General features: G+C 46.1%; 25 protein-coding genes. 17 read left to right on the top strand and 8 right to left on the bottom strand.

The genetic code is table 11. From position 1 onward, the window contains the following. Window positions 1-8 precede the first annotated feature (8 nt). The gene (locus FNE76_RS01975) at window positions 9-257 is read right to left on the bottom strand and encodes an RNA-binding S4 domain-containing protein (protein ID WP_120947531.1); all 249 of its coding nucleotides are present in this window, start codon (window positions 255-257) and stop codon (window positions 9-11) included. Between the two features lie 153 nt (window positions 258-410). Here FNE76_RS01975 and FNE76_RS01970 point away from each other — a divergent pair, with 153 nt between their 5' ends. The 10 genes from FNE76_RS01970 to fliY all read left to right on the top strand — a co-directional run bounded on the left by FNE76_RS01970 (window position 411) and on the right by fliY (window position 9,357). Further along, the gene (locus FNE76_RS01970; protein ID WP_120947376.1) at window positions 411-2,048 is read left to right on the top strand and encodes a methyl-accepting chemotaxis protein; all 1,638 of its coding nucleotides are present in this window, start codon (window positions 411-413) and stop codon (window positions 2,046-2,048) included. A gap of 93 nt (window positions 2,049-2,141) precedes the next feature. Next, window positions 2,142-2,639, top strand: coding sequence for a type II 3-dehydroquinate dehydratase (gene aroQ / locus FNE76_RS01965; RefSeq protein ID WP_104640761.1), 498 nt, complete (start codon window positions 2,142-2,144; stop codon window positions 2,637-2,639). Next, window positions 2,639-3,661: an aminopeptidase P family protein gene (locus FNE76_RS01960; protein WP_120947375.1), complete on the top strand. Its 1,023-nt coding sequence runs from the start codon at window positions 2,639-2,641 to the stop codon at window positions 3,659-3,661. The genes aroQ and FNE76_RS01960 overlap by 1 nt, the downstream gene beginning before the upstream one ends. An 8-nt stretch (window positions 3,662-3,669) precedes the next feature. Then, window positions 3,670-4,152, top strand: a complete 483-nt coding sequence (gene folK / locus FNE76_RS01955; RefSeq protein ID WP_120947374.1) for a 2-amino-4-hydroxy-6-hydroxymethyldihydropteridine diphosphokinase — start codon at window positions 3,670-3,672, stop codon at window positions 4,150-4,152. Continuing rightward, entirely contained in the window at window positions 4,149-5,522 is a 1,374-nt protein-coding gene (gene flhF / locus FNE76_RS01950; protein WP_143928355.1) for a flagellar biosynthesis protein FlhF, read from the top strand. Before folK ends, flhF begins: the two co-directional genes overlap by 4 nt. Continuing rightward, window positions 5,519-6,391 carry a MinD/ParA family protein gene (locus FNE76_RS01945; RefSeq protein ID WP_013890028.1) on the top strand — a complete coding sequence of 291 codons (873 nt, stop codon included), beginning with the start codon at window positions 5,519-5,521 and terminating at the stop codon, window positions 6,389-6,391. Before flhF ends, FNE76_RS01945 begins: the two co-directional genes overlap by 4 nt. 8 nt (window positions 6,392-6,399) lie before the next feature. After that, window positions 6,400-6,711, top strand: coding sequence for a hypothetical protein (locus tag FNE76_RS01940; RefSeq protein WP_006017866.1), 312 nt, complete (start codon window positions 6,400-6,402; stop codon window positions 6,709-6,711). A gap of 3 nt (window positions 6,712-6,714) precedes the next feature. Further along, the gene (locus FNE76_RS01935) at window positions 6,715-7,425 is read left to right on the top strand and encodes an RNA polymerase sigma factor FliA (protein WP_120947372.1); all 711 of its coding nucleotides are present in this window, start codon (window positions 6,715-6,717) and stop codon (window positions 7,423-7,425) included. Continuing rightward, on the top strand, window positions 7,418-8,479 hold the full coding sequence (fliM, locus tag FNE76_RS01930; RefSeq protein ID WP_120947371.1) for a flagellar motor switch protein FliM: 1,062 nt from the start codon (window positions 7,418-7,420) through the stop codon (window positions 8,477-8,479). The genes FNE76_RS01935 and fliM overlap by 8 nt, the downstream gene beginning before the upstream one ends. Next, window positions 8,479-9,357, top strand: coding sequence for a flagellar motor switch protein FliY (gene fliY / locus FNE76_RS01925; protein WP_185962967.1), 879 nt, complete (start codon window positions 8,479-8,481; stop codon window positions 9,355-9,357). The genes fliM and fliY overlap by 1 nt, the downstream gene beginning before the upstream one ends. Before the next feature lie 60 nt (window positions 9,358-9,417). Here fliY and FNE76_RS01920 read toward each other — a convergent pair whose 3' ends face one another. Together FNE76_RS01920 and icd are read right to left on the bottom strand one after the other, a co-directional pair. Beyond that, the gene (locus FNE76_RS01920) at window positions 9,418-10,272 is read right to left on the bottom strand and encodes a pirin family protein (RefSeq protein ID WP_120955708.1); all 855 of its coding nucleotides are present in this window, start codon (window positions 10,270-10,272) and stop codon (window positions 9,418-9,420) included. Between the two features lie 196 nt (window positions 10,273-10,468). Next, window positions 10,469-11,746, bottom strand: coding sequence for an isocitrate dehydrogenase (NADP(+)) (gene icd, locus FNE76_RS01915; protein ID WP_120955707.1), 1,278 nt, complete (start codon window positions 11,744-11,746; stop codon window positions 10,469-10,471). A 174-nt stretch (window positions 11,747-11,920) separates the two neighbouring features. On the opposite strand from icd, the gene FNE76_RS01910 reads away from it, so the two are divergent. Genes FNE76_RS01910 through FNE76_RS01890 form a run of 5 tightly spaced genes read left to right on the top strand, consistent with a single transcriptional unit; the run spans window position 11,921 to window position 17,068 of the window. After that, a complete protein-coding gene (locus FNE76_RS01910) occupies window positions 11,921-13,201 on the top strand; it encodes a citrate synthase (protein ID WP_120947368.1) in 1,281 nt (426 codons plus the stop codon). Window positions 13,202-13,247: 46 nt separating this feature from the next. Next, on the top strand, window positions 13,248-14,798 hold the full coding sequence (locus tag FNE76_RS01905; RefSeq protein WP_120955706.1) for a sulfatase-like hydrolase/transferase: 1,551 nt from the start codon (window positions 13,248-13,250) through the stop codon (window positions 14,796-14,798). After that, window positions 14,785-15,369 (top strand): lipid A 1-phosphatase LpxE, encoded by a 585-nt coding sequence (lpxE, locus tag FNE76_RS01900; protein WP_120947367.1) that lies wholly within the window; start codon window positions 14,785-14,787, stop codon window positions 15,367-15,369. Before FNE76_RS01905 ends, lpxE begins: the two co-directional genes overlap by 14 nt. Next, complete coding sequence (gene hemB / locus FNE76_RS01895) at window positions 15,369-16,340, top strand: porphobilinogen synthase (RefSeq protein WP_120947366.1); 972 nt, start codon at window positions 15,369-15,371, stop codon at window positions 16,338-16,340. Before lpxE ends, hemB begins: the two co-directional genes overlap by 1 nt. Further along, window positions 16,340-17,068 (top strand): YebC/PmpR family DNA-binding transcriptional regulator, encoded by a 729-nt coding sequence (locus tag FNE76_RS01890; RefSeq protein ID WP_120947365.1) that lies wholly within the window; start codon window positions 16,340-16,342, stop codon window positions 17,066-17,068. The genes hemB and FNE76_RS01890 overlap by 1 nt, the downstream gene beginning before the upstream one ends. Here the strand turns inward: FNE76_RS01890 and ruvX are convergent. The 5 genes from ruvX to ilvC are packed head-to-tail and all read right to left on the bottom strand — an operon-like array spanning window position 17,035 to window position 20,294. After that, a complete protein-coding gene (ruvX, locus tag FNE76_RS01885) occupies window positions 17,035-17,439 on the bottom strand; it encodes a Holliday junction resolvase RuvX (protein ID WP_185962966.1) in 405 nt (134 codons plus the stop codon). The two genes, FNE76_RS01890 and ruvX, sit on opposite strands and share 34 nt — an antisense overlap. A gap of 2 nt (window positions 17,440-17,441) precedes the next feature. After that, on the bottom strand, window positions 17,442-18,242 hold the full coding sequence (gene dprA, locus FNE76_RS01880; protein WP_120947363.1) for a DNA-processing protein DprA: 801 nt from the start codon (window positions 18,240-18,242) through the stop codon (window positions 17,442-17,444). Beyond that, window positions 18,229-18,480: a cell division topological specificity factor MinE gene (gene minE, locus FNE76_RS01875; RefSeq protein ID WP_120947362.1), complete on the bottom strand. Its 252-nt coding sequence runs from the start codon at window positions 18,478-18,480 to the stop codon at window positions 18,229-18,231. The genes dprA and minE overlap by 14 nt, the downstream gene beginning before the upstream one ends. Next, window positions 18,477-19,277, bottom strand: coding sequence for a septum site-determining protein MinD (gene minD, locus FNE76_RS01870; protein ID WP_120947361.1), 801 nt, complete (start codon window positions 19,275-19,277; stop codon window positions 18,477-18,479). The genes minE and minD overlap by 4 nt, the downstream gene beginning before the upstream one ends. A 9-nt stretch (window positions 19,278-19,286) precedes the next feature. Beyond that, entirely contained in the window at window positions 19,287-20,294 is a 1,008-nt protein-coding gene (ilvC, locus tag FNE76_RS01865; protein ID WP_120947360.1) for a ketol-acid reductoisomerase, read from the bottom strand. Between the two features lie 76 nt (window positions 20,295-20,370). Between ilvC and FNE76_RS01860 the strand changes: the two genes are divergently transcribed. Together FNE76_RS01860 and FNE76_RS01855 are read left to right on the top strand one after the other, a co-directional pair. Continuing rightward, entirely contained in the window at window positions 20,371-23,007 is a 2,637-nt protein-coding gene (locus FNE76_RS01860) for a phosphoenolpyruvate carboxylase (protein WP_120947530.1), read from the top strand. A 2-nt stretch (window positions 23,008-23,009) separates the two neighbouring features. Continuing rightward, window positions 23,010-24,782, top strand: a complete 1,773-nt coding sequence (locus FNE76_RS01855; RefSeq protein WP_143928354.1) for a hypothetical protein — start codon at window positions 23,010-23,012, stop codon at window positions 24,780-24,782. Window positions 24,783-24,897: the final 115 nt, after the last annotated feature.

The following is a 24,897-nucleotide window of genomic DNA, read 5'->3' as shown; positions in this document are numbered from 1 at the left end:
ATTGGGATTTATTCTAGTTCTTGTATGTACAAATGACTTTGAGTTTTGGGGATAGTTTTAAGTGTGGGGATGGCCAGCACGCGGTAAGATTTCAGGCGATCCAAATACTTAATTTGGAGCACATCGCCCACCTTCACCTCTTTACTGGGTTTAACACAGACCCCATTTAAGTGCACCACACCCTCTTTGAGCATATCTAGCGCAATCGCGCGCCTTTTGGTGATATTGGTCGCATTTAAAAATTTATCCACACGCATGCGCCAGTCTAGCATGTTATGCTTTAATTCAGGCTAAGTCTAAAAATGGATATTTTGAGACATATTGCCCAAACCACATATCCTTGTACTATAATAGGCAGAGTTTCATGGCGATTAACCTTTAACTAGCATACAACTTATGAGGAGAAATCATTGAGTAAATTAAGTGTATCCCAAAAACTCTATGGGGGTTTTGGCGTGATCATTTTTTTAATGGTGATTGTCACGATTGTGGGTGTGTCCAGAGTGCATAGCATCAATCACATTTTAACGGAATTGACAGACTTTAATGCGGTCAAACAACGCTATGCGATCAATCTCAGAGGTAGCGTACATGATCGATCCATTGCGATTCGGGATGTGGTGTTAGCACAAGATGATGCCTATATGCAGAAGCAAATCGATTTGATTCACAAGCTCTATGAGGATTATCAGAAAAATAAAGCTCTCATGCGTGGGATTTTTACCCAGCTAGCCGATCATATCAGCGATCAAGAAAAAAAGTTAGTCGAGAATCTCAACCACATAGAAGCCATCACTCTCCCCCAAATCGAAAAAACCATTGCTTTAAAACGCCAAGATGAAAAAAAGGCAGCGCAATTTTTAAGTCAAGAAACAGGGCCTAATTTTGTCAAGTGGTTGGCCGCTGTCAATGCCTTGATTAATTATGAGGAATATCTCAACAGACAGCTCACACCAATGGCGCGTGATATTGCCAGCAGTTTTAGCACATTGATGATCCTTTTAACTTTGCTGGCTGCACTTGCAGGCATGGGACTTGCCTTTATGATTGTGCGCAACATCATGTGTGCTTTAGGCGCAGAACCCTTGCAACTCAAACAGATCATCGCTCTGGTGGCAAAGGGCGATCTCTCTAAGCCCGTCCAAACAAAGTTTGAGGGCAGTGCACTTGATGCGCTGGGGGACATGCAACACTCCATGATTGAGATCATCACGCAAATTAGCCAATCTTCTAGTGATATTTCAGATAAATCTAGTCTCATTGCCAATTTGTCCCGTCTCTCTCAAGAAAATGCCAACAAACAAGAGGACATGACTAACCAGCTCACACAATGCATGCAAAAAGTCCAAGATAGCGTCAAATGCGTGCGTAACATTGTCGAGCAAACAGAGGCCAACTCGCTCCAAAGCGTGGAATTGAGTCAAAAAGGCAAAGAGGCTATGGAGGAGACCGCTCAAAGCATGGTGGGTATTAGCCGTGGTGCTGAAGACTCCGCTACCCAAATCCAATCTCTAGACCAACATGTGCAAAACATTGGCAATAGTGCTGAATTGATTCAAGACATTGCCGATCAGACCAATTTGCTAGCTTTGAATGCTGCTATCGAAGCGGCACGGGCAGGTGAGCATGGGCGTGGCTTTGCGGTGGTAGCTGATGAAATTCGCAAGTTGGCCGAACACACGGGCAAGGCCACTCAAGAGATTAACCACATCATCCGGCTCATTCAAGAGGAGACTAAAAGATCGGTGGGTAGCATAGAAAACATGGTCGCTGAGATCAAAAAAAGCAAGGACAATGTCGATGGCGCATCCTATGCCCTAGAGGCCATTTATGACAAAGCCACCCATTCCTTAAAAGATGCCAAAAATGTTGTGTCTTATTCCAAAGATCAGCACCAAAGCATTGAGGATATCGCCGATAAGGTCAATCAAATCGCCCGCATGGCGCATGAGGTAGCAGCATCGATGTTAGGCAACACCAAAGAAATTAGCACTCTGGAGGTTACCGCCCAAAATCTCCAAAAGATTGTCCATAATTTTACACTCTAGACCTGATCAGAATGGGGGTGGCTATTTTGGGCTTTAAACCTAATTTTATGCTATAATGACCTCTTTAATCTTTAACTTAGTAAGGAGAATGGCATGAAAATTTTGGTGATTCAAGGACCTAACCTCAATATGTTAGGGCATAGAGACCCTAGACTCTATGGCCCCATTACTTTGGACCAAATCCATGACAACATGGAAGATTTTGCCAAACAAAATGATTTGGAGTTGGAGTTTTTCCAAAGCAATTTTGAAGGTGAGATCATTGACAAAATTCAGGAGTGTGTGGGGAGCGACTATGAGGGCATTGTGATTAACCCCGGGGCTTTCTCCCACACTTCGATTGCAATTGGCGATGCGATCATGCTGGCGGACATGCCTGTAATTGAGGTGCATTTGACCAACATTTTTGCGCGCGAGGACTTTAGGCGAACAAGTTACACTGGCATGGTGAGTGCGGGCGTGATCACGGGGTTTGGGGCTCTTGGTTACCACATGGCTTTAATTGCAATGAAACAAATCCTCATTGAATTCAAAGCCCTTAAGGAAAGCCAAGCCAACCAAAACCCTTCGCTTGAGTCTAGAGGGCAGTAGTGGCGCATTTTACCACCAACGAGAGTGCCCAATATTTTGCATGTGGGTATAGCTGTGATCATGCGATTTTTTTACAACTTGAAGATCGTGCCTTTTTCATCACAGACTCCAGATACACCCTAGAGGCGCGCGCGCGGGTGCAAGGGGGGGTTGAGGTGGTGGAGGGCTCAGACTTGTGGGCACATATGATCGATTTGGTGCAAAAAACCCCACCTAACAAACTCTATTTTGACCCCGCCCAAATCACTTTGCAAAATTACCAACGCCTAGAGGCGCGTTTGGGTGAAAAGTTAGTGGGGGAGCTAGATTACCACCGCAAACAACGCGTGGTGAAAACTCCCGAGCAGATCGCCTTGCTCAAGCAATCTCAACACCTTAATGTACAGGCCTTAAAGGAGTTTGCTAGTTGTGTGCCGGATTTGCAAGAACCTAGCGAGGCGTTTTTGCAATTCAAGGTCAAGGAGTTTTTAACCCATCAAGGGGTTTATGATTTGAGTTTTGAGCCTATTGTTGCCATTAATGCCAATGCGGCTAAACCCCATGCCCTCCCAGACTCGCAAACCCACCTCAAAAAGGGCGATTTGCTCTTAATGGATATGGGCTTAAAATACCAGCGTTATTGCTCGGATCGCACCCGCTGTGCCCTTTTTAGTGGAGAGCTGGGCTTCGATCGACCCCAACACTTTGGCGATCCAGAATTGCAAAAGATTTATGATATTGTGCGCCAAGCTCAAGAGAGCACGATTGAACAGTTGAGAGCAGGCATGACAGGCCAGCAAATCGATGCTATTGCGCGGGGCGTGATTGAAAAAAGCGGGTATGGGCGTTTTTTTGGACATGGTACCGGGCATGGGATTGGATTAGATATCCATGAGTTGCCCTTTATTTCGCCCAGAAGCCAAATGGTGATTGAGGAGGGCATGGTATTTTCCATTGAACCTGGGATTTATATTCCGGGCAAGTATGGGATTAGGATTGAGGATCTCGTGGTTGTGCAAGATTCAAGGGCGCAGATCATTTGATGGACTAGATGCGTACGCTGGTCTATTCTCCATTTTTCCCCAAAAAATGTGGGCGTGCGTGGGATTTGAAGAATACAGCGACACTGGGCATAGGGAGCAATGTGGGCGACTCTAAAAAGATTTTTGAACGGCTTTGGTTATGGTTTGCTAAACACCGCGCCTTTTCTTTATTGACCTCTTCACCCCTTTATCTCAATCCGCCCTTTGGTTATCATAACCAGGCCCATTTTTACAACGCAACCCTTTCTTTTAAAACAGCATTAAGTGCCCTAGAATTATTCAGTCTCATCTTTTACTTAGAGAGACGCTGGGGGCGCACTAGAAAACGCGCCTTTAAGAATGCGCCCCGCACCCTTGATATTGATGTGATTTTTTTTAACCGCCTAGTATCTAGGCAAGCACACCGCATGTTGCCACACCCCGAGTGGAGTCGGCGCGAATCGGTTCTTGTGCCCTTGATCTTGGGGCATTTGGCTTGGAGAGAAGCATGAAACTTTACACTTATAGCGGGGAGACCACCGCTGAAGCACTCAAATTAGCCCAAAGCGAGCATGGGCACAATGCTTTAGTGGTGAAAGCAAAGGAGATTCGCAAAAAAACCCTAACAGAACCCGGACTGTATGAAGTAGTGGTCGCTGTGGATAAACCTGCTGAGGAGAACAAACCCCCCAAGAGCAATAACATGCAAGAACGCTTGGATCAAGCCCTGCAGAGTGCGCGCCCTGAGCCCCCCAAAGCACCCCCCCAAGAGGCAGTGGATTTGGAACTCTCTGAGGCCATTAAGGAGATGCGCAAGTTGGCCGGTGTAGAGAGTCAAGAAGAATCTCCGCCCGTACTAAGCGTACCCAAGGGCTTGACCCAAATTGCCCAAAGTAGCTTAAAAGATGCCCAAGCTAGAGAACAGCAAGCCAAAAGCCCCCCACACCAAGCTAACAAATCTGATGAGGGCTTGCACTCCATTAAAGGTGAGTTGAATAAGATCAACGATAATTTAAAGCTGATCCAAAACATGGTGTGGAGCGAGGAAAAGGAGCAAGGACTCTTCATCCCCCAAGAGTTTGCCGAGATTTACCGCTTGGCTAAAAATAGTGGCATGCATAAAGTGCATTTAGATGAGATCATGCGTTTGAGCTTGGAGCTGATGCCCGTTAAAATGCGGGAGAACTCTGTAACGGTCAAGCGTTATTTTAGAGAGGTCTTGCGCAAAATGATCTATTGCCGTCATGAGGGCTTGGATCCCAATTATAAAAAGATTTTAATGTTGGTGGGTCCTACGGGTGTGGGCAAAACCACAACTTTAGCCAAGCTGGCCGCGCGTTACTCCAAGTTGTTAAACCAAAAGTATAAGGTGGGGATTTTGACCTTAGATACCTACCGAATTGGGGCAGTCGAACAACTTATGTGGTATGCCAAAAAGATGAAAATTAGCATTGAAACCGTGATGGATTCGGAGGATTTTGCTAAAGAGATGGAAGCCTTGGAGTATTGCGATGTGATTTTGATCGATACCACCGGGCACTCCCAGCATGACAAGAAAAAGATTGAGAATTTGAAGAAATTCACTGAACATGACTATAAAATCGATACAACATTAGTTTTGTCGCTCACCACCAAATACGAAGATTTAAAGGACATTTACAACGCCTTTAGCCCCTTAGAGATTGATAGCCTGATCTTCACCAAGCTAGATGAGAGTCGGGGGTTTGGGAATTTATTTTCGTTGGTCTATGAGAGCAAGAAACCCATTAGTTACCTCTCTATCGGGCAGGAAGTCCCAGCGGATTTATTGGTCGCCAGTAATGATTATTTGGTGGATTGCATGTTGGATGGGTTTTCCCACCCGGGTAGGAAAAATCCATGAAGCATAATCAAGCAAGTGGCCTAGAAAATATCATGGAGCCTAGAAGTATTTTTAACAACAAGGGCAAAACAAAGTTTGTAGCCATCACTAGCGGTAAGGGAGGGGTGGGCAAAAGCACCATTAGCGCAAATCTAGCCTATTGTTTGTTTAAGGCTGGCTACAAGGTGGGCGTGTTGGATGCGGATATTGGGCTAGCCAATTTGGATATTATTTTTGGGATCAAGACCACCAAAAACATTTTACACGCTCTAAGAGGAGAGGTGCGCTTTAGCGATGTAGTCTATCCCATTGAAGAGGGGTTTTATTTGGTGCCCGGAGATAGCGGAGAAGAGATTTTTAAATATGTCAGCCAAGAAATTTTAGATAGCTTTGTGGATGAACAAAACATTTTGGACGATTTGGATTACATGATTATTGATACGGGAGCAGGGATTGGCGAATTTACCCAAGCTTTTTTGCGCGCCAGCGATTCGGTGGTGGTGATCACCACTTCTGATCCAGCCGCCATCACCGATGCCTACACCACGATCAAGGTCAATTCCAAGACAAAAGATAATGTGTTTGTTTTGGTCAATATGGTAGACTCGGCTGAAAAGAGTTTGCAGATTTTTGGAGGAATCCAGAGAGTGGCAAAAGAAAATATCCCCAACATGACCTTAAACTACTTGGGCTATATCCAAAATAACAACGCCATCAAACAATCGATCAAAAACCGCAAACTTCTGTGCAAAAGCGAACCTTTTAACGCCTTTTCGTTTGCTATGAACCAAATTGTTAAAATTCTAACCCTAAAATTGGAACAGGGCGTGCTGGAAACCCCCAAAGATAATTTTATCGGGTTTTTTAGACGCTTGTTGCGCTATTTGTGAGGTGCGAGATGAAATTAGAAAACTTTATCAACTTCTCCATTGTGGGCGGGTTTTTCATCGGCTTGATTCTCTCTTTGTTAAAATTTGATCAGCCCGAATTTGTGTTATTTGGGACTTTGGTCGCCACCGTGGGCTTTTATCTCATCATTTTATTTTTTGCGTCCATCTATATGGGCTTTGTCAATCCACGCAAGAAGTTTTTAAACAAAGCGGAATTAGAACGCCGTTTGGTTTATTTTAATAAAGAATTCACCCAACGTGAAAAAGAGATTGACGATTTGCTAAAGTATGTCCATACTTACGAGTTTGATGAGGGGTAACCCGTGAGAGCGATCCGCCAAAAGGGGTCTTCTTACGATGACCAGATCCAAAACTCCCAAGATGAGTTAGCGATCCAGTATTTGCCCGCCGTGCGCTCGATGGCTTTTCGGCTCAAGGAACGCTTGCCCAGCTCAGTAGATTTTAATGATTTGGTATCTGTAGGCACAGAGGAGCTCATCAAACTCTCTAGACGCTATGACATCTCGTTAAACGATTCGTTTTGGGGGTATGCAAAAACCCGCGTAAATGGAGCGATGTTGGACTATTTGCGCTCTTTAGATGTCGTTTCGCGCTCCTCTAGGAAACTTATTAAGAATATCGATTATGAGGTCTCCAAGTATTTTAATGAGCATGGCGAAGAGCCCGATGATGTTTATTTGGCGCAGGTGTTACAAGAGGATATTAGCAAGATCAGAGATGCTAAGATCGCCTCTGATATCTATGCGCATGTGCCTATGGATGAGCAGTTTAACGCCATCGAACAAGATACCATCACCAAAAAGTTAGAGTTTGAGGAGTTGGTGGGCGCGATTCAGGCGATTTTAAAGACCATGTCCAAGCGTGAACAACTGGTTATCCAGCTTTATTTTTTTGAAGAACTCAATCTCAGTGAGATCAAAGATGTCTTGGGGATCACCGAGTCGCGAATCTCACAGATCATCAAAGAGGTGATCAAAAAGATTAGAAAATCGCTAGGAGGTGTGCATGGCTGATATTCTAAGCCAAGAAGAGATCGATGCGCTTTTAGAGGTGGTCGATGAATCTGATGATGTCAATACCCTCCAAAAGCACGAGATTCTCCCCCAAAAACAGATCACCCTCTATGACTTCAAACGCCCTAATCGGGTGAGCAAGGAGCAGTTACGCTCTTTTAGAAGCATACATGACAAGATGGCGCGTAGCCTCTCTAGCCAAGTTTCAGCGATCATGCGCTCTATCGTGGAGATTCAATTACACAGTGTGGATCAGATGACCTATGGGGAATTCTTAATGAGCTTGCCCAGCCCCACAAGTTTTAATGTCTTTTCGATGAAACCCGTGGGGGGCAATGGGGTTTTAGAGGTCAATCCTAGCATTGTTTTTCCCATGATCGATAGGCTTCTAGGGGGCAAGGGGAGCACCTATGATCAAACCCGTGAATTTAGCGATATTGAATTAAATTTGCTAGACACGGTCTTAAAACAAGTGATGCAGATTTTAAAGGACATTTGGAGTCCAGTAACCGAGTTTTTCCCCACGATTGATGCCAAGGAATCAAGTGCTAATGTCGTGCAAATTGTGGCGCAAAATGAGATTGTGATCATGGTGGTGATGGAGATTGCAATCGGGCATTCTCGAGGGATGATGAACCTGTGCTACCCAGTGATCTCCATTGAGGGGATTTTATCCAAAATGGGGAATCGCGATGTGATGCTTACAGAGACCAGCTCTAAAAAAAGCCGTAATAAAGAGTTGCAGGCCCTAGTGGGGGGGGCGAGTGTAGATGTGTCTGCATTTTTAGGGGGGGTTAAGCTCACCTTGCGCGAAATTTTAGATTTGAATGTGGGGGATACGCTCCGCTTAAATAAAGTGGCTAATGATGTCGTGGTGGTGAGCATTGATAATAAAGAGCGTTATTATGCCACTGTGGGCTATCGGGGGTATCGCAAGACCATCCGCATTAAAGAGGTGATCCAAACTGAGAAAGACCGCGTCAAAGAGGTTTTAGAAGTCTTGGAAAACCAAAGAAAAGTCAAAATTGGCAACATTAAGGAGGAAGAAGAATGATTGCAGATTTTCTAAAACTCTTTGTGCGAGAATTTACCGCAACCGTGGGGGGGTTGCTAGGCAAAACTCCCGAAGTGGCGTTGAAAAGTGAAATCTCCGTGGGGGACTTTATCTTTATCGAACATGCCTCTGTTACCATCCAGATCAATTCCAAATCCAATCTCACCATCACGCTAGCCATACCCGTGCCCATGGCGACCGCTTTGGCAGATTTGATGGTAGGGGGGGAGGGAGCAAGCAAGGAGGCTTTAGAAGCCGATGACTTGGATGCCATTAAAGAAATTGGCTCCAATGTCTTTGGCGCGCTCACCACTGCCCTTAGTTCTCAAGACATCATGCCCAAATTGAATTTTGAAGCCAAACAAGCCATTTTTGCTCACGATGCTGCCTTGCTCGATCCCTATAGCGATGGGTATGAATTTAGTTTCGCGCTAGATAAGATTGAATCGAGTTTTTTTATTTTTTGTGGGGGAGTCTTCATTGACATTTTTAATAAAAAGGAAGCCCCCCAAAATATCCCTAAAGGCAGACCCGCTCCGTCAATGCCCAGTATCCCCGTGGTGCAAAGAAGTGAGCGCGTGGAGGGAGATCACCCCTTAGAGCAAGTTGAAGCGCGCAATATCAACATGCTTTTAGATGTCAAGCTGAATGTGCGCGTGCGGATCGGGCAAAAGAAGATGATCTTAAAAGATGTCGTATCTATGGATATTGGCAGTGTAGTCGAGCTCAACCAGATGGTCAATGACCCGCTCGAAATCTTGGTTGATGACAAAGTGATTGCCAAGGGAGAGGTGGTGATTGTGGATGGTAACTTTGGTATCCAAATCACCGACATTGGAAGCAAAAAAGAGCGTTTAGAGCAACTCAGGAATTCTTGACCAAGAGTTGTTCGTATGGCTCCTCTCTTTGGTATAGAGAGAAAAACAGATCAATCTATCTTAAAGATTCCCAAAACGCCCCGAGCGCATGTCCTCTATGGCCTGTGCAATTTCTTGTTGGGTATTCATCACAAAGGGTCCGTATCCAGCGATAGGCTCATTTAAGGGTTCGCCTGTGAGCACAAGTACCTTAGCTTTTTCAAGGGTAGAAAAATTGATCTGTGATCCCCCTTTTTGGAAGGTCACGAGCTGTTCACGGTGAGCAAGATACCCTTCTAATTCCACCACACCATCCAGCACCAACATCAAGACATTGTGATTTTCTAGGACCTCTAAGCGCAAAGCATCGCCCTTATGCGCCTCTAGATCCCATAGATTGATGGGAGAAAAGGTTGTTGCCGGGCCTTTAACACCCCTTAACTCCCCTGCGATGATCCGTGCTTTGCTTGTGCCCTCTAAGGGTACGCTTGGGATATCCTGTGCGCTAATCGCTTGGTATTTAGGAGAGGTCAATTTATGGGCTTTGGGCAAATTCACCCAAAGTTGCACCATTTCAAACACCCCGCCCTCTTTGGAAAATTTTTGGGAGTAAAATTCTTGGTGGATGATGCCAGAACCTGCCGTCATCCATTGTACATCCCCGGGGGTGATAACCCCACCTCCCCCATGCGAATCGGCATGTTCCACTTCGCCACTATAGGCAATCGTAACCGTCTCAAAGCCCTTATGCGGGTGCGATCCCACGCCAAACTCCCCCCCACCGCCTTTAAAATGATAGGGTGCGTTGTAATCTAAAAGCAAAAACGGATCGCAATTCTTGTGCGTATCGTGGTAACTAAACATGGAGGCGACATAAAACCCATTGCCCACCCAATGCTTAGAGGGTGCATCATAAATCTTATCGACTTGTTTCATCTGTTCTCCTTACAACAAAACTTGGTAGCCATTTCAACCACTCTCCAAAACTGATATTTATTGACACGCACAACCCAAGACAACCAAAAACAAGACACGATCGTTAGTTTAAGATTCATGCCCCAAAACACAGAACTCCAAAAAACCTTAGCCCCTCCCATGGCTACCCCCACCCCTCCTAATTTTGCCCCGCTCCTCACAAATGTGCGATAATCACCTCGCCAAATTCTGAGCTAGAAACTTCGGTTGCGCCCTCCATCAAACGCGCAAAGTCATAAGTTACTTTTTTGCTCTCGATGGCTTTTTGCATGCCTTTAACAATCAGATCGGCTGCTTCTACCCAGCCCATATGGCGCAACATCATCTCCGCGCTCAAAATAATGGACCCCGGATTGACCTTGTTTTGTCCGGCGTATTTGGGTGCAGTCCCATGTGTAGCTTCAAACATTGCCACGCTGTCATTCATGTTGGCTCCCGGAGCGATTCCAATCCCTCCCACCATTGCGGCCAACGCGTCTGAGATATAATCCCCATTTAAGTTCATCGTGGCGATCACATCGTATTCAGCCGGGCGCAACAAAATTTGTTGCAAGAAAGCATCGGCAATCATGTCCTTGATCACAATTTCTTTACCCGTTTTAGGGTTTTTAAGCACACACCATGGACCCTTGTCCAGCAATTTTGCCCCAAACTCTCTTTGGGCTAGGGCATAACCCCATTTCATAAACGCCCCCTCCGTGTATTTCATAATGTTACCTTTGTGCACAAAGGTGAGACTAGCGCGATCGTTGTCGATGGTGTATTGGATCGCCTTGCGCACAAGTCTTTCTGTGCCCTCTAGGCTAATGGGCTTAATGCCTATGCTACTGGTTTGGGGGAAGCGGATTTTAGAAACTTTAAGTTCTTCTTGTAAAAACTTGATGAGCTTTTTAGCCTCGGGGCTGTCTTGGTTAAATTCGATTCCTGCGTAAATATCCTCGCTATTTTCGCGAAAAATCACCATATCCACCTTACCCGGCTCTTTAACCGGGCTAGGGCTAGAATACCAACGCACGGGGCGCAGACATACATACAAATCCATTTTTTGGCGCAAAGCGACATTTAAAGACCTAAAGCCTTCACCCACAGGTGTCGTCAAAGGTCCTTTAATAGAAACTTTGAAATGGTTGATTGCCTCGATGGTGTCTGGCAAGAGCCATTGTTCTTCAAGACTCAGTTCTGCGTGCTCTTTGAATTTATTGTAGCATTTTTCCCCCACAAAGACCTCATACCATGCGATTTTTTTCGCACCCTTATAGGCTTTTTGCACAGCCGCATCCACCACTTTACGCATCACCGGGGTAATATCTACGCCAATGCCATCACCCTCAATAAAGGGAATGATGGGGTGGCTTGGGACATGCAATTTGCCATCCTTGACACTGATTGCTTCCCCCTCTGTGGGCAAAGACAAATATTTAGGCTTGTAAGACATTTGATGTTCTCCTTAAAAATTTTTTAACATTCTAGCACAGAAAATCTAATATTGCATGTAGGTCATTTTTACATATTAAAACAAGCTTAAGTGGGCAAGCATTCTTTGGTGTGTGGGACTACTTCAATGTTTAATAATATTTGATCTTGTATAATGGGACAAAAAAGGAAATCTATGTCAATTACACTAACTAACAATGAAACCGGCGAAAAGTTTGAGTTTGGAACGATCGCTAGCACAAGAGGTCCCCTAGCCATTGATTTTTCTAAACTCTATGAAAGCGCGGGGATGGTCTCTTATGACCCGGGTTATTCTTCTACGGCGGGGTGCAAATCCACCATTAGTTACATTGATGGCAAAAAAGGCGAGCTTTACTACAAGGGACACCCCATTGAAGAGCTGGTTGCCAAGTATAAATATGTCGATGTGTGTAAGCTTTTGCTAACTGACGAACTGCCCAAAAATGAAAGCGAGTCCCTGGAGTTTGAGCTAGAATTGCGCCACCGCAGTTTTATCCACGGGACTTTGATGAACATGTTTGCCGCCTTCCCCACCAATGCCCACCCGATGGCAAAGCTCAGTAGTGGAGTGTCTATTCTCTCCACCTTCTATTTTGATCACGCCGTGATGAACACCGAAGAGGATTACCAAACGATGGCTAGGCGTATTGTGGCTAAAATGCCCACCTTAGCGGCTATTTGTTATCGCAATGAAATTGGCGCACCCATTATTTACCCCGATGTGGGGCGTAGCTATATTGAAAATATTTTATTCATGCTAAGAGCCTATCCACATGGGCGCTTAAAACACGAATTGCATGGCGAAAGTGAAATCACCCCCTTAGAAGTGGAAGCCTTTGATAAGATTTTGACCCTACATGCCGATCACGGGCAAAACGCCTCTTCAACCACCGTGCGTAATGTCGCCTCTACGGGTGTGCATCCTTATGCGGCTATCAGTGCGGGCATCAGTGCCTTGTGGGGGCATTTGCATGGCGGTGCTAATGAAAAAGTCTTGCTCCAAATGGAGGAGATCGGAGATGTTAAGAATGTTGAAAAATACATCGCCCGCGTGAAAGACAAAAATGACCCCTTTAAGCTTATGGGCTTTGGGCATCGGGTCTATAAAAGTTACGATCCCAGAGCGCGGATTTTAAAGAAACTCAAGGATGACCTACAAGCCAAGGGCATTAAAATGAATCCTAGACTAGATGAGATTGCCGCTAAAGTTGAAGAGGTCGCCCTGAAAGATGAATATTTTATCTCCCGCAACCTCTATCCTAATGTAGATTTTTACTCGGGCACGATCTTAACCGCCTTGAAAATCCCCACGCGTTTTTTCACCCCCGTGTTTGTGATCGGGCGCACGGTGGGCTGGTGTGCGCAACTTTTAGAACATGTGAAAAACTCCCAAGCTCGAATCACAAGACCCAGACAAGTCTATGTAGGCAAATAAAAGCGGTTGTTAGGAATTTGATGGGGTGGGGCTTTAGGAGTTGGTGTTGTTAAGATTTTTTAAAAAGCCCTTACCTTTTTTTACCGTTCTTTTATTTTATAGCCTTGTCTCTTTGTTACTCTTCCATAAGCCTCTTTTGGATTATATTTTAAAACACGGAGGTGGGGTGGGGATTGTCATCAGCGTAGCGATTGCCTATGTCTGCACCACCAACATGATTTTAACTGTGTTCTCTTTGTTAGGCAATAAATGCATGCAGGCTGTTCTTGCTTTTTTGACTCTGTGCAATGCCCTTGCCTTTTATTTTATCCACACCTACCATGTCTTTTTGACTAGGGCGATGATGGGGAATGTTTTTAACACCAACACCCACGAGGCGGGTGCATTTTTGGGGGGGAGTTTGTGGCTCTATGGGGTGCTAGGCTTGGGGTTAGCTATGTTGTTTTATGCCATCCCCATTGCCAAACCAAAATTAAAAACCAAAGCGAGCATTTTTCTAGGCTCGGCACTTGTGTTTTTTATTTGGAGCTTCACGCATGCCAAACAATGGCTCTTTTTGGATCACCATGCCAAAAATATCGGTGGGTTGGCTCTGCCCTATAGCTATAGCGTGAATGCCATCCGTGTTGCCTTGCATGCGATACATCAAACCCCCCCCAAACTCTTAGAAAATACCCCCATCCATGCCCACAATACGATCGTGGTCTTAGCTATAGGCGAGAGTGCTAGGCGGGCTAATTATGGCATTTATGGCTACCCTAGAGCCACCACACCCAAATTACAAAAACGCATGGATAAGCATGAAATCTTAGCCCTCAAAGCCACCTCTTGTGCCACCTACACCACCGCCGCGCTGGCATGCATGCTAGCCCCCAAATCAGGCTATGAAAATCTGCCCTCATTTTTGCAAAGACAAGGCGTTAAGGTGGTGTGGTTGAGCTTGAATGATGCCGAACCCCCCATGAAGATTGATTGGAAACCCCCCTTACCCCTTTGGCAAGATTGGCTCAAACAAAAGGGTGTTGATCCCCAAATTTTAAGCTTTGATGAAGCCCTAGCCCTTGCCTTGCCCCATGTGTTGGAGCGTTACCCTAAGGATAATGTTTTGATCATCTTGCACCTCAAGGGCTCACATGGTCCGCTGTATGTGGATAAAGTGCCCCCCAATTTTGCCCCCTTTAAGCCCCTTTGCACCCATAGCGAGCCCAACACTTGTAGCCTAGAAAGTTTGGTGAATGCCTATGATAACACCATCGCCTATAACGACCAAGTGCTCGATCACATGGTGGATACCCTGCAACACAGCCCCAAACCGGCGTTGTTGTTGTATATGAGCGATCATGGGGAGAGTTTGGGCGAGCATGGCATGTATTTGCACGGCACGCCCTACCTCATCGCCCCCGATTTGCAAAAACAAGTCCCCTTTATTGTCTATGCCAATGATGCCTTTAAAACCACACACCATTTTAAAACCATTAAGCAAGACTACCAGCAAAGCGTGATTTTTTCTAGCATTTTAGGGGCTTTTGGCGCACAAAAACCTTGTAATGCCTATACCCCCGATTTAGACATTTTTAAAGCCCATGAACAGCACTAAATTTAAAGCCCTCTACCCCCAAAGTTTCCCCAAACAATTCCCTTTTAAAAGCATTGCCTTTTTTGTTTTGCTCTTTATAATCGGGGCGATCACCCCCTTCCCCAAGATCGCCAAGCAACCCCAAGTTCCCCTAGTTTTTAGCACCACCGAACATTATGCCCGTTTTGTGCCCACCATCGCCTCTTTTGCCCTGCCCTTAATCAAACGCGATCCGATTGGTTTGATCCAAATTATCCATGTGAGTATCGCTACGACCATTGCCACGCATTCCCTCAAATGGGGGCTAAATAATGTCGTGCTTTCTGGGCGGCGTTTGGGTGAGCGCCCCAATGGGAGTTCTAAAAACATGCCCAGCGGGCATTCTTCAATGGTTGCTTGCGCCCTAGCTTTTTTGGTGCGCCGTTATGGCTGGGTGTGGCTGATCTTTTTGCCCCTAGCATTTTTGACTATGGGGGCGCGCATCTATTACAATGCCCACACCATCGGCGCGCTCATAGCTGGTTTTAGTGTCGGCGTGCTGTGCGTGCTATTTTTAACCAGCCCTGATCAAAATAAGAAAAAGGATTTTTGATGTTTAGACGCTTAAGACGTTTGCGATCTACAGAGAACTTACGCGCATTAGTGCGTGAAACAAGGCTTAATATTGCTGATTTCATCGCACCTTTGTTTGTACTAGAGGGGGCGGGTGTGGCTAACCCGATTGCCTCTATGCCCGGGGTTTTCCAAATGAGCGTGGATGTGATCTTAAAAGAATGTGCCTTATTGGAAGATTTAGGCATTCAAGCCGTGCTGTTATTTGGAATCCCCGGCCACAAGGATGCGCAGGGCTCTAGTGCCCTCAATGCCGATCACATAGTGGCTAAAGCCACACGCGCCATTAAAAAAGAGTTTAGCTCTTTAGTGGTGATCGCCGATCTGTGTTTTTGTGAATACACTGATCACGGGCATTGTGGCATTTTGCACGATCAAAGCGTGGATAATGACAAAACCCTAGAGATTTTGGACAAGCAAGCTGTTATCCTAGCCCAAAGCGGGGTAGATGTGATCGCGCCTAGCGCGATGATGGATGGCATGGTCTATGCGATTCGCCAAGCTCTTGATCGACAAGGATTCACCCACCTACCCATTATGAGTTACTCCACTAAGTTTGCCAGCAGTTATTATGGCCCCTTTAGAGATGTAGCGCAATCCAGCCCCAGTTTTGGGGATCGCAAGAGCTACCAAATGGATTATGCCAACCCCAGAGAGGCGATCTTAGAGAGTCTAGAAGATGAAGTTCAAGGGGCGGATATTCTCATGGTTAAGCCCGCTTTGGCTTACCTAGACATAGTGCATGCCATTAGGAAGCGCACGCTTTTACCCCTCGCCCTTTACAATGTGAGCGGAGAATATGCGATGTTCAAACTAGCCCAAGCCCACAATCTTATGGATTACGATCGCTTGCTTTTAGAAACCATGACCGCTTTTAAGCGTGCGGGGGCGGATATGATCATTAGTTACCACGCCAAAGAAGTGGCGCAACTTTTACAGAAAGGATTTTAATGGGACGTGCTTTTGAATACCGCCGCGCGGCCAAGGAAAAACGCTGGGATAAAATGAGTAAGATTTTCCCCAAATTAGCCAAAGCCATCACGCTAGCAGCCAAAGAGGGTGGGGGCGATCCAGCCAGCAATGCCAAATTACGCACCGCCATACTCAACGCCAAGGCCCAAAATATGCCCAAAGACAACATCGAAGCAGCCATCAAGCGCGCCAACAGCAAAGAGGGGCATTTAGTAGAGGTCAATTATGAGGGCAAGGCTAACCATGGGGTTTTACTCTTTATGGAATGTATGACTGATAACCCCACACGCACAGTCGCCAATCTTAAAAGTTACTTCAACAAGACCCCCGGGGCTAGTATGGTGCCCAATGGATCGCTAGAATTTATGTTTGGTCGCAAAAGCGTTTTTGAGGGCTTACTAGCTAATCTGCCCCTCTCACTAGAGGACATGGAATTAGCCTTAATTGATTATGGGCTAGAATCCCTAGAGATCATCGATCAAAGCTTTTTGGTGCTGGGGGATTACCAAAACTTCAAGCAATTACAAGAGGGCTTTGAGAGTTTGCAAATCCCGATTCAAAAGGCTTGCTTGCAACGCATCCCCACATCGCCCATTTCTTTAAGCCAGCAAGCCCTAGCCGAGATTGAAAAACTCTTGGATCGCATCGAAGAAGATGAGGATGTGATCGCACTTTATAGCAATATTGAAGGTGTAGAAGCCACATAACGCCTTAAGATTTCACAAGCAGCCAAACTATCTAGCATGCCGTTTTTGCGGGCTTGTTGGCGTTGTTTGTGGCTAAGGTGGGCGATCTCCTCTAAGGCTAGCTCGCTACTACTGCTCTCACCCACATAGACAATGGGTGCAAAATCGAGCAAACCCACAAAGTGTAGGATGCGCGCACGTGTGGTGGCGTAGTGTTCATCGGGCAAACCCACGATAAGTGTATCAGGCTTTTTGAGCTCTAAAAACGTTTGGAGTTGTTGGCTGGCTTGTTGGCGGTTATGGCGTAAAATGGGCTCTAGGGGCAAGATGACCCCTTGCACACACATAGCAAGCCCGATGCGCTTCAAGCCAATATCTGCGGCTAACAAGATCATTAAGCTAAAATCACCCGCCCATCTTGGCGTTTGATCACCCCTAAAAGCTCTTGTTCTAAGAGAAAATCCCCGTAAATCGCATAAGCCTCTTCAAAACTAGGTCTTTGGCTACAAAAGCGTAAAAAATCGCTTGATTCTGGCTCTCTTGGGGGTTTTAGACCATAATCTTGAGCCAAGCGGGTACAAAAGTGTTCCAAATCATAAATCGCTTGGGCCTTGTTTTGCTCTAAAAGCCCTTGAGTGCCTAGACTCTCACCTAAGCGTTGGGGCAAGACAAAGAGGGGTTTTTGTTGCTCTAAGGCTAGCCTAGCACTCACCATTGACCCGCTATGCATGTTTGCCTCAGCAATCACCACCACATCGCTTAAAGCCACCACTAGGCGGTTGCGCTCCAAAAAAGAATGCCTGTAGGGCAGAAAATTTTTTGCATACTCACTGATGATCAAGCCTTCCTGAGCGATTTGGCGGATAATGGGCGCATTGGAGGGCGGGTAGATATAGTCCAAACTGCAAGGGGCGAGCATGATCGTGGCGGGCAGGGCATTTTTTTGGGCACTAATATCCACCCCCAAAGCCCCACCGCTCACCACCACGCCCCCCATGCGTGCAATTTGTTTGGCAAGCTGGGCAGTGGTGTGGCGGGTATAAAGACTGGGTTTGCGCGTGCCCACAATGGCGATCTTGCAAGGTGCGTCTAATAAACGGGTGTTGCCCACACAATAAAGGGTTTTAGGGGCATCTTTAAGCCCCTTAATCTCCAAAGCTAATGGTTCAAAAATAAAACCGCTAGCAAGAGCCATCGCCCTGACTTAGTACAATTTCAACTTCTAGGGTATTGGTGTTGTGGCTAGAATTGGTGCGCACATTGATCGTTGTGCTGTGGGTGTATTTTTGCACGACAGCTAGGATTTCTTTTTTCATCTCCTCAATGTAGGGCAAACGCATGCTACGCTCATAGGCTAGCACCAAAGTCAAGCGATCCTTAGCGACATTGGCACTGCTCCCCCCCTTAAACCACTTATCCAAAAAGGCACTCATGCAAACCAACCCTTGAGCGTACCCACCAAGCCCTTTTTACTCTTAAATTGTGCAAATTCCACTTCTTGCCCCAAAAGTCTTTGCGTGATCCGTCTAAAGGCTAGGGCACTAGGGCTTTGGGTATAGATAATAGGCTCACCCGTGTTGGTCGCTGAGATGATCTTATCATCTTCGGGCACAAGCCCAATCAAGGGCAAGGCTAGGATTTTAAGCACATCTTCATTAGAAAGCATTTCTTGTTTTTCAACTAAATTAGGCTTGATGCGGTTGATCAAAATGTGCTTGGGCATTTCCTGCCCCTCTTGAATCCTTTGGCTTTTGGCATCAATAATGCCAATCACCCGATCGCTATCCCTAACACTGCTCACCTCTGGGGTTACCACGATAATGGCGCGATCGGCAAAGAGCATGGCATGTTCAAACCCGCTTTCAATGCCCGCAGGCGAGTCGATCAACACAAATTCAAATTGGGCTCTTAACTCTTGGATCAAGGCCTGCACCTTACTTTTATCCAAGATATTTTTATCCTTGCTTTGGGAGGCGGGCAAAAAATGCAGGTTTTTGGTGCGCTTATCTTGGATCAAGGCTTGGGATAACTTGCAATTGCCCTCCATCACATCCACCACATCATAAACAATGCGGTTTTCTAAGCCCAAAATCATGTCCAGATTACGCAAACCAATGTCAAAATCAATCGCCACGACTTTTTTATCTTGTTGGGCTAGCCCGATGGCTAGATTTGCCGTTGTGGTGCTCTTGCCCACCCCTCCCTTGCCACTTGTGATGGTGATGATCACAATCTCTCCTTATGCCTTGAATAAATGCGCGCGCAAATGCGCCCCCACTTGTTCTAAGGGCTGGTTAGCTAGCTGGCTTTTATTTTGTGTTAGCATTTTATGCCCCCCTTGTGCCTCCTGCATAAAGGCGCGCGTAAATTCCCCACTCTCAATTTGGCTCAAGAGTTCTTGCATGCGCGCTTTGCTCTCCAAGTTGATGAGTTTTTGGGCGGCTAGTAGCCCTCCGTATTCGGCGGTGTTGGAGATATGCTCTTGCATGCTAACCAGACCCTTGTTGTAAATCAAATCCGCAATGAGCTTGATCTCATGCACGCATTCAAAATAGGCTAACTCCGCTGGGTAACCCGCCTCCAGCAAAGTATTAAAGGCATTTTGCAACAAGCCCACCAGCCCGCCACACAAAACAGCTTGTTCGCCAAAAAGATCAGCGCATGCCTCATGTTTAAAAGTCGTCTCTAAAATCCCCACCCGCCCTGAGCCAATGGCGATCGCATAGCTTAGAGCCAGATCACGGGCATTGCCTTGTTGGCTGTCTTGTTCCACCCCCACAAGTGCAAATAATCCGCTATTTTGCTGGTACTTTTCCCTGAGTGCATAACCTGGACCCTTGGGGGCACACAAGATCACCCCCACCCCCTTTGGGGCTTGAATCTGCTTGAAATGCACACTAAAGCCATGGGCAAAGAGTAAGGTTTGATTAGGTCTTAAAAAAGGAGCGATCTCTTGGGTATAAACTTGTTGGTGAATCTCATCAGGGAGCATCACGGCTAGTAGATCGCACTCTTGGGCACATTCAGAGACACTGCAAACCTCAAAGCCCTCTTGTTGGGCTAGAGAGGTGCTGTTGCTATGTGCATATAACCCGATTTGCACATCTACGCCACTATCACGCAAATTGAGCGCATGCGCGCACCCTTGTGCCCCATAGCCCAAAACACCCACGCGTTGGGATGTGATCAAGCCCAAATCGCCATCTTGATCCGTGTAAATGGGTAAAAAACCCCCAAACCCCGCCATGCATTACCTTATTTGTATTATAATGGGCACTATTGTAAATAAAAACAACTTAAGGTTTGTTTGTATCGGGGGCACGGTGAATCAACAAGTCCATCAAGAATTAGCCTTTTTAGACCACATGATACTAGAAATTCTCCAGGAATTTAGCCCCACCACCACGCATTATTTTTTGACCCTCAAAAGCCTATTTGAAGGCAATTTGAAGGGGCAAGAGCAGATCACCCAGACATTGGAAAAAATCGCCTCTTCAGACCAGATTTTGGGCGTAATCAAAGCCTTTTCGCTTTACAACATCTTGATCAATATCCTAGAAGATCGCCATAAAACCCCCACACTAGGCGTGCGCCAAGCTTATAGGGCTCTTATGCAAGAGGGTTTCCAAGCAGATTTATTAAATCAAAATGCCACCCACACCACTTTTTATCCCGTGTTCACTGCCCACCCCACCCAGTCCATGCGCCGCACCTTTTTAGAGGCGATTCAAGAGATTTACCAAGATTTGGCGATCCTCTTTGATCACACTTGTAACCCCACAAGTACGCATGGAGCTAAAACCCGTTTAGCCTATCGCTTGCGTTTGCTGTGGAAAAGCCATTTGGTGCGTCAAGAACGCCTAGAAGTGCTCTTTGAGCTGGACAACTTGCTGTATATCTTAGAAAATTCCTTTTTGCCCAGTTGTCAAGACCTTTTTCAAGAAATCCAAGACATGTTAGGCAAACCACTGGATCGCGCACCTATTTGTCTGGGGAGCTGGATCGGAGGTGATCGGGATGGCAACCCCTTTGTGAGTAATGCCCTCTTGCACCAAGTCGTGTTGATCCAACATGAGTTTATTATTAATCTCTATCTCAAGCACACTGCCCAACTCCAACGCGAACTCTCCATCTCCAGCGATTTTTGCACAATATCACAAGCCTTGCAAGCCGACTTACAAGCCCATTACCACAAACTAGACCCCACCAGTGCGCGTTTGCACCCCAAAGAGCCCTTTAGAGCCAAGTTGGTTTTAATGCAAACCAAGCTTAAAAACCGCCTCATCGCGCTTAACTCCCCCTTGCCCATAGACTTTGCCTACCACAATGCCCAAGAATTACTCACCGACATTGATTTATTGTTAGATAACCTAGAACCCAGTTTGCAACCATCTTTGTGGCACTTTAAGCATTTGGTTTTACTCTGTGGTTTCCATCTGTTGCGTTTGGATTTTCGCGAGCACCGCGAGGTGTTTTTGCATAGCCTCAGTGAGGTGTTTTGCTTGTTAGGATGGGCGACTAATGATTTTCACCGCTTAGATGAATCCCAAAAGTTAGAGATTTTAAACCACGCCCTAGACTTAGAGCCCGTGCATTTGTTAGACTTGATTCCTAAGGTCAGCGAAAGCACCAAGCGGTTATTAGAGGCGTTTTTAAACATGGTTTGGGCTAAATCCCAAATCGCCCCCGAAGTTTTTAGCTCTGTGATAGTCTCCATGACAACCCAAGCAAGTGATTTATTATGCGTGCTGTGGCTAGCTAAACAAGCAGGCTTGGCGATCAAAAAAGGGGTCAATACCTTAAAAATTGCGATCACACCCCTTTTTGAAACCATCCATGACTTGCAGAACGCCCCACATATCATGCAAATCCTGCATGCTAATCTCCACTACCAAGCCTATTTAGAGTGCATGGACTCCCAACAAGAGATCATGATTGGGTATTCGGATTCGAGCAAAGATGGGGGGATTTTTGCGAGCAATTATAATCTCTATGGGGCTATTAGCAATTTGATAGCCTTGGGGCAAAAATTGGGTATCCGCTTTTTGCTTTTCCATGGTCGGGGTGGGAGTGTCAGTCGTGGGGGGGGGAATTTAGAAGATGCCTTGCTGAGTGCCCCCGTGCAAAGCGTGCAGGGTGCATTGAAAATCACAGAGCAAGGCGAGATGATCAGCACGCGTTATCTGAACGCCACCAGTGCGCGCCACAACCTCTCTAGCATGATGGGTGCATTGCTCAAAAAAAGAGGCTACGATCAAAATAACCCCAGTGTGAATCACCCCCAAAACCCCACCATGCAAGCCATTTCCAACATTTCTTACCAAACCTATAGAGAACTCTACACCCACCCGGATTTTTTGGATTATTTTAAAGCCGCCACGCCCATTAGCTTTATCCAAGAACTCAATTTAGGTTCGCGCCCCTCCAAGCGTAAAGAGAGTAGCCACATTGAGGATTTGCGCGCCATCCCATGGGTCTTTGCTTGGACGCAAAATCGGAGTATTTTACCGGCATGGTATGGGGTGGGCAGTGGGTTAGAAAGTGTGGGGGATTTGCCCCTTTTGCGCCACCACTACCAAAGGGGTGGTTTTTTTAAAGTGGTGCTGGATAATATCTCCCAAGTGCTTTTAAAGGTAGATTTGCAAATTGCCTCCCAATACCACGCCTTTGCTAAAGATAACCCCAGTGCAACGTATATTTGGGCAAAAATTGTGGGCGAATTTGAAAAAACCATGCGCTGGATTTTAGCAGTGCGCTCAGAAGAGAGCCTTTTAGAGAGCGATGGTATGGTGCAACAAAGTATTTTGTTACGCAAACCCTATATTAATGCGCTCAATTATCTCCAAATTGAGCTCATCAAGCAATTCAAGCAAGCCACCCAAGCTGAACACGCCCAACTTAAAACCTATATCCAAAGCACTTTAATTGGCATCGCCCAAGGCATGCGTAACACGGGGTGATGATGCAAAAATGGTTTCTTTTATTGTTGTTGGTGGGCAGTCTGCAAGCTTTGGTGATCCAGACCTCTGAGGATTTGGATTTAAAAAAAGCGGTGGGTACTTTTCAAGGTGCTGTGTTTTACAAAAACGCCCCCCAAAAGCATTTGATCATTCAGGGCGTGTATAAACTGCAAGGTGCCAAGCTCATCTTAGAAGCGACCCATCTTCAAAAAATCCCGCCCAATAAAAAGCTCAAACCCACCACCCATCCCCTCTCCCAAGTCCAAGCCACGCAAAATTTAGGCACTATGCGTCTAAAGAAAATTGCCAAGGGGAGCAAGATTTACTTTAAAGAACCTAACTTGCAAAAAATGGCAAGTCTTTTAGGCGTGGATTATGCCCAGTACGTGGCTAGCCAAAAAGTCCCGGGCATTTTAAACCCAACTACCCCCACCCCCTCACAAAGCCCAACTTCTGCTAACCCCCCAACCACACAAACTAACCCAACTAACCCCAAGACTTTGAGCAGCACCCCTAAAACCAGCACCCCTAGAAGTTACCAACGCTCCACCCGCAAAGTTGGGACAAGAACTAGGCGGAGTCCAACTAGGTCTAAAGGCACCAGTAGGCGCACCTATACCTCTAAAAGCACAAGAAGTAGGGGCACAGCCATTAGAACTGGTCGGACAAAAACACCAAGTCTTACAAGCACCAAAACCCCCCAAAGCACCCCAGTAGCCCAAACTCACCCCCAAACTTCTTTAGTGCAAAGCAACCCCGCCACACCTCCGGCACCCCCTCAAGCTTACCAACCTAGTCCCCCTAGCTCCAGTTATACCCCTAGCTACATCCCCATGCCCCTACCTGAGAGTAATTTTGTCCCCTCAAGAAGCCCTAGCCCCACTACCCCCCAAACAACCCCCACAACTAAACCCCCCCAAGAAGCCCTCGTAGCCGAAAATGGAATCAAGAAAGAAAATTTGGCTAAAGAAGCAGAATCCAAACAAGTGCCCTCAAGCGAGTCTCCTAAAACCTCTATGGAATCCACCACCATCCAGCATGGAGCGGGCATGGGAGAGATGCAGGAGTTTGCATGCGGGCATTGGACTTATGATGATGGTAAGTTAGAGGCTTATCGCCCCAGCGTGATGCGCGGTCTAGACAAAGCTAGCGGGCAGTATTTGGATTTAAGCCCGTGCAATTTAGAAGCCGACCCCACAAGTGGCAAGGGTGGCAAAATTGTGCTTGCCTATACCCAACTTCCCGACAAAATAGAAGTGTTAGGGCCCACCACAACTATGCACACTTTTAAACTGAGCAAGGCTAATTATTCTGAAGGGCGTTGTTATAAGGCACGGACACGCCAATGTTTGCATATTGAGCCTAGTAGTAACCAAGAATGGAGTAGCACTTATAGCACCACCACAACCAAGATCACCAAAACCTACAAACGCCCGCCCCAAGTGGGGAGTGCCATTTCTACAGAATATATTAAAGTCCTAGAGGAAAACAAGGCAGAACGCAAGAGTGCCATCAAGGATAACGGATTGGGTTTGAGCGATCAATTCATGGAATTTGTGGAAATCTATCAGGGGCAGTATTTGGACGATCAGATCAAAAATTCACCTGAGTATGTGGCGTGGAAAGAGCGTTTTGTGCGCCCCGGTCATGGCACATGTAGCCAATATGAGATCGAAAAACTCATCACCAATAAAAAAGTGCTCCCCAGCATCCACAACACCCGCATTATATGCGTGAAAAGTGGGGATTTTTTACTAGAGAACAAGCAACCTTAGTCAAAATAGCATGCAATATTTTAAACAATCTCCCAAGTCTATTGCGGGGTATTGCTGGTTTTAGATCGTTTTTTTACAGAGTTATATCAATGATTACCATTTTTTTGGTAGAATG

Source organism: Helicobacter mehlei, assembly GCF_007280785.1.
GTDB classification, from domain to species: Bacteria; Campylobacterota; Campylobacteria; order Campylobacterales; family Helicobacteraceae; genus Helicobacter; species Helicobacter mehlei.
Note: the sequence above shows the minus strand (reverse complement) of the source record. Positions and strands in the feature narration are given on the sequence as shown.

What these genes read in the sequence shown, in the direction of transcription:
- folK (WP_120947374.1), top strand. Translation starts at nt 3,670, where the DNA reads ATGCGTACGCTGGTCTATTCTCCATTTTTCCCCAAAAAATGTGGGCGT.
- minE (WP_120947362.1), bottom strand. Translation starts at nt 18,480, where the DNA reads ATGAGTGCCTTTTTGGATAAGTGGTTTAAGGGGGGGAGCAGTGCCAAT.
- FNE76_RS01910 (WP_120947368.1), top strand. Translation starts at nt 11,921, where the DNA reads ATGTCAATTACACTAACTAACAATGAAACCGGCGAAAAGTTTGAGTTT.
- flhF (WP_143928355.1), top strand. Translation starts at nt 4,149, where the DNA reads ATGAAACTTTACACTTATAGCGGGGAGACCACCGCTGAAGCACTCAAA.
- FNE76_RS01920 (WP_120955708.1), bottom strand. Translation starts at nt 10,272, where the DNA reads ATGAAACAAGTCGATAAGATTTATGATGCACCCTCTAAGCATTGGGTG.
- icd (WP_120955707.1), bottom strand. Translation starts at nt 11,746, where the DNA reads ATGTCTTACAAGCCTAAATATTTGTCTTTGCCCACAGAGGGGGAAGCA.
- aroQ (WP_104640761.1), top strand. Translation starts at nt 2,142, where the DNA reads ATGAAAATTTTGGTGATTCAAGGACCTAACCTCAATATGTTAGGGCAT.
- FNE76_RS01940 (WP_006017866.1), top strand. Translation starts at nt 6,400, where the DNA reads ATGAAATTAGAAAACTTTATCAACTTCTCCATTGTGGGCGGGTTTTTC.
- fliM (WP_120947371.1), top strand. Translation starts at nt 7,418, where the DNA reads ATGGCTGATATTCTAAGCCAAGAAGAGATCGATGCGCTTTTAGAGGTG.
- FNE76_RS01945 (WP_013890028.1), top strand. Translation starts at nt 5,519, where the DNA reads ATGAAGCATAATCAAGCAAGTGGCCTAGAAAATATCATGGAGCCTAGA.
- FNE76_RS01855 (WP_143928354.1), top strand. Translation starts at nt 23,010, where the DNA reads ATGCAAAAATGGTTTCTTTTATTGTTGTTGGTGGGCAGTCTGCAAGCT.
- lpxE (WP_120947367.1), top strand. Translation starts at nt 14,785, where the DNA reads ATGAACAGCACTAAATTTAAAGCCCTCTACCCCCAAAGTTTCCCCAAA.
- hemB (WP_120947366.1), top strand. Translation starts at nt 15,369, where the DNA reads ATGTTTAGACGCTTAAGACGTTTGCGATCTACAGAGAACTTACGCGCA.
- dprA (WP_120947363.1), bottom strand. Translation starts at nt 18,242, where the DNA reads ATGGCTCTTGCTAGCGGTTTTATTTTTGAACCATTAGCTTTGGAGATT.
- FNE76_RS01890 (WP_120947365.1), top strand. Translation starts at nt 16,340, where the DNA reads ATGGGACGTGCTTTTGAATACCGCCGCGCGGCCAAGGAAAAACGCTGG.
- ilvC (WP_120947360.1), bottom strand. Translation starts at nt 20,294, where the DNA reads ATGGCGGGGTTTGGGGGTTTTTTACCCATTTACACGGATCAAGATGGC.
- FNE76_RS01975 (WP_120947531.1), bottom strand. Translation starts at nt 257, where the DNA reads ATGCGTGTGGATAAATTTTTAAATGCGACCAATATCACCAAAAGGCGC.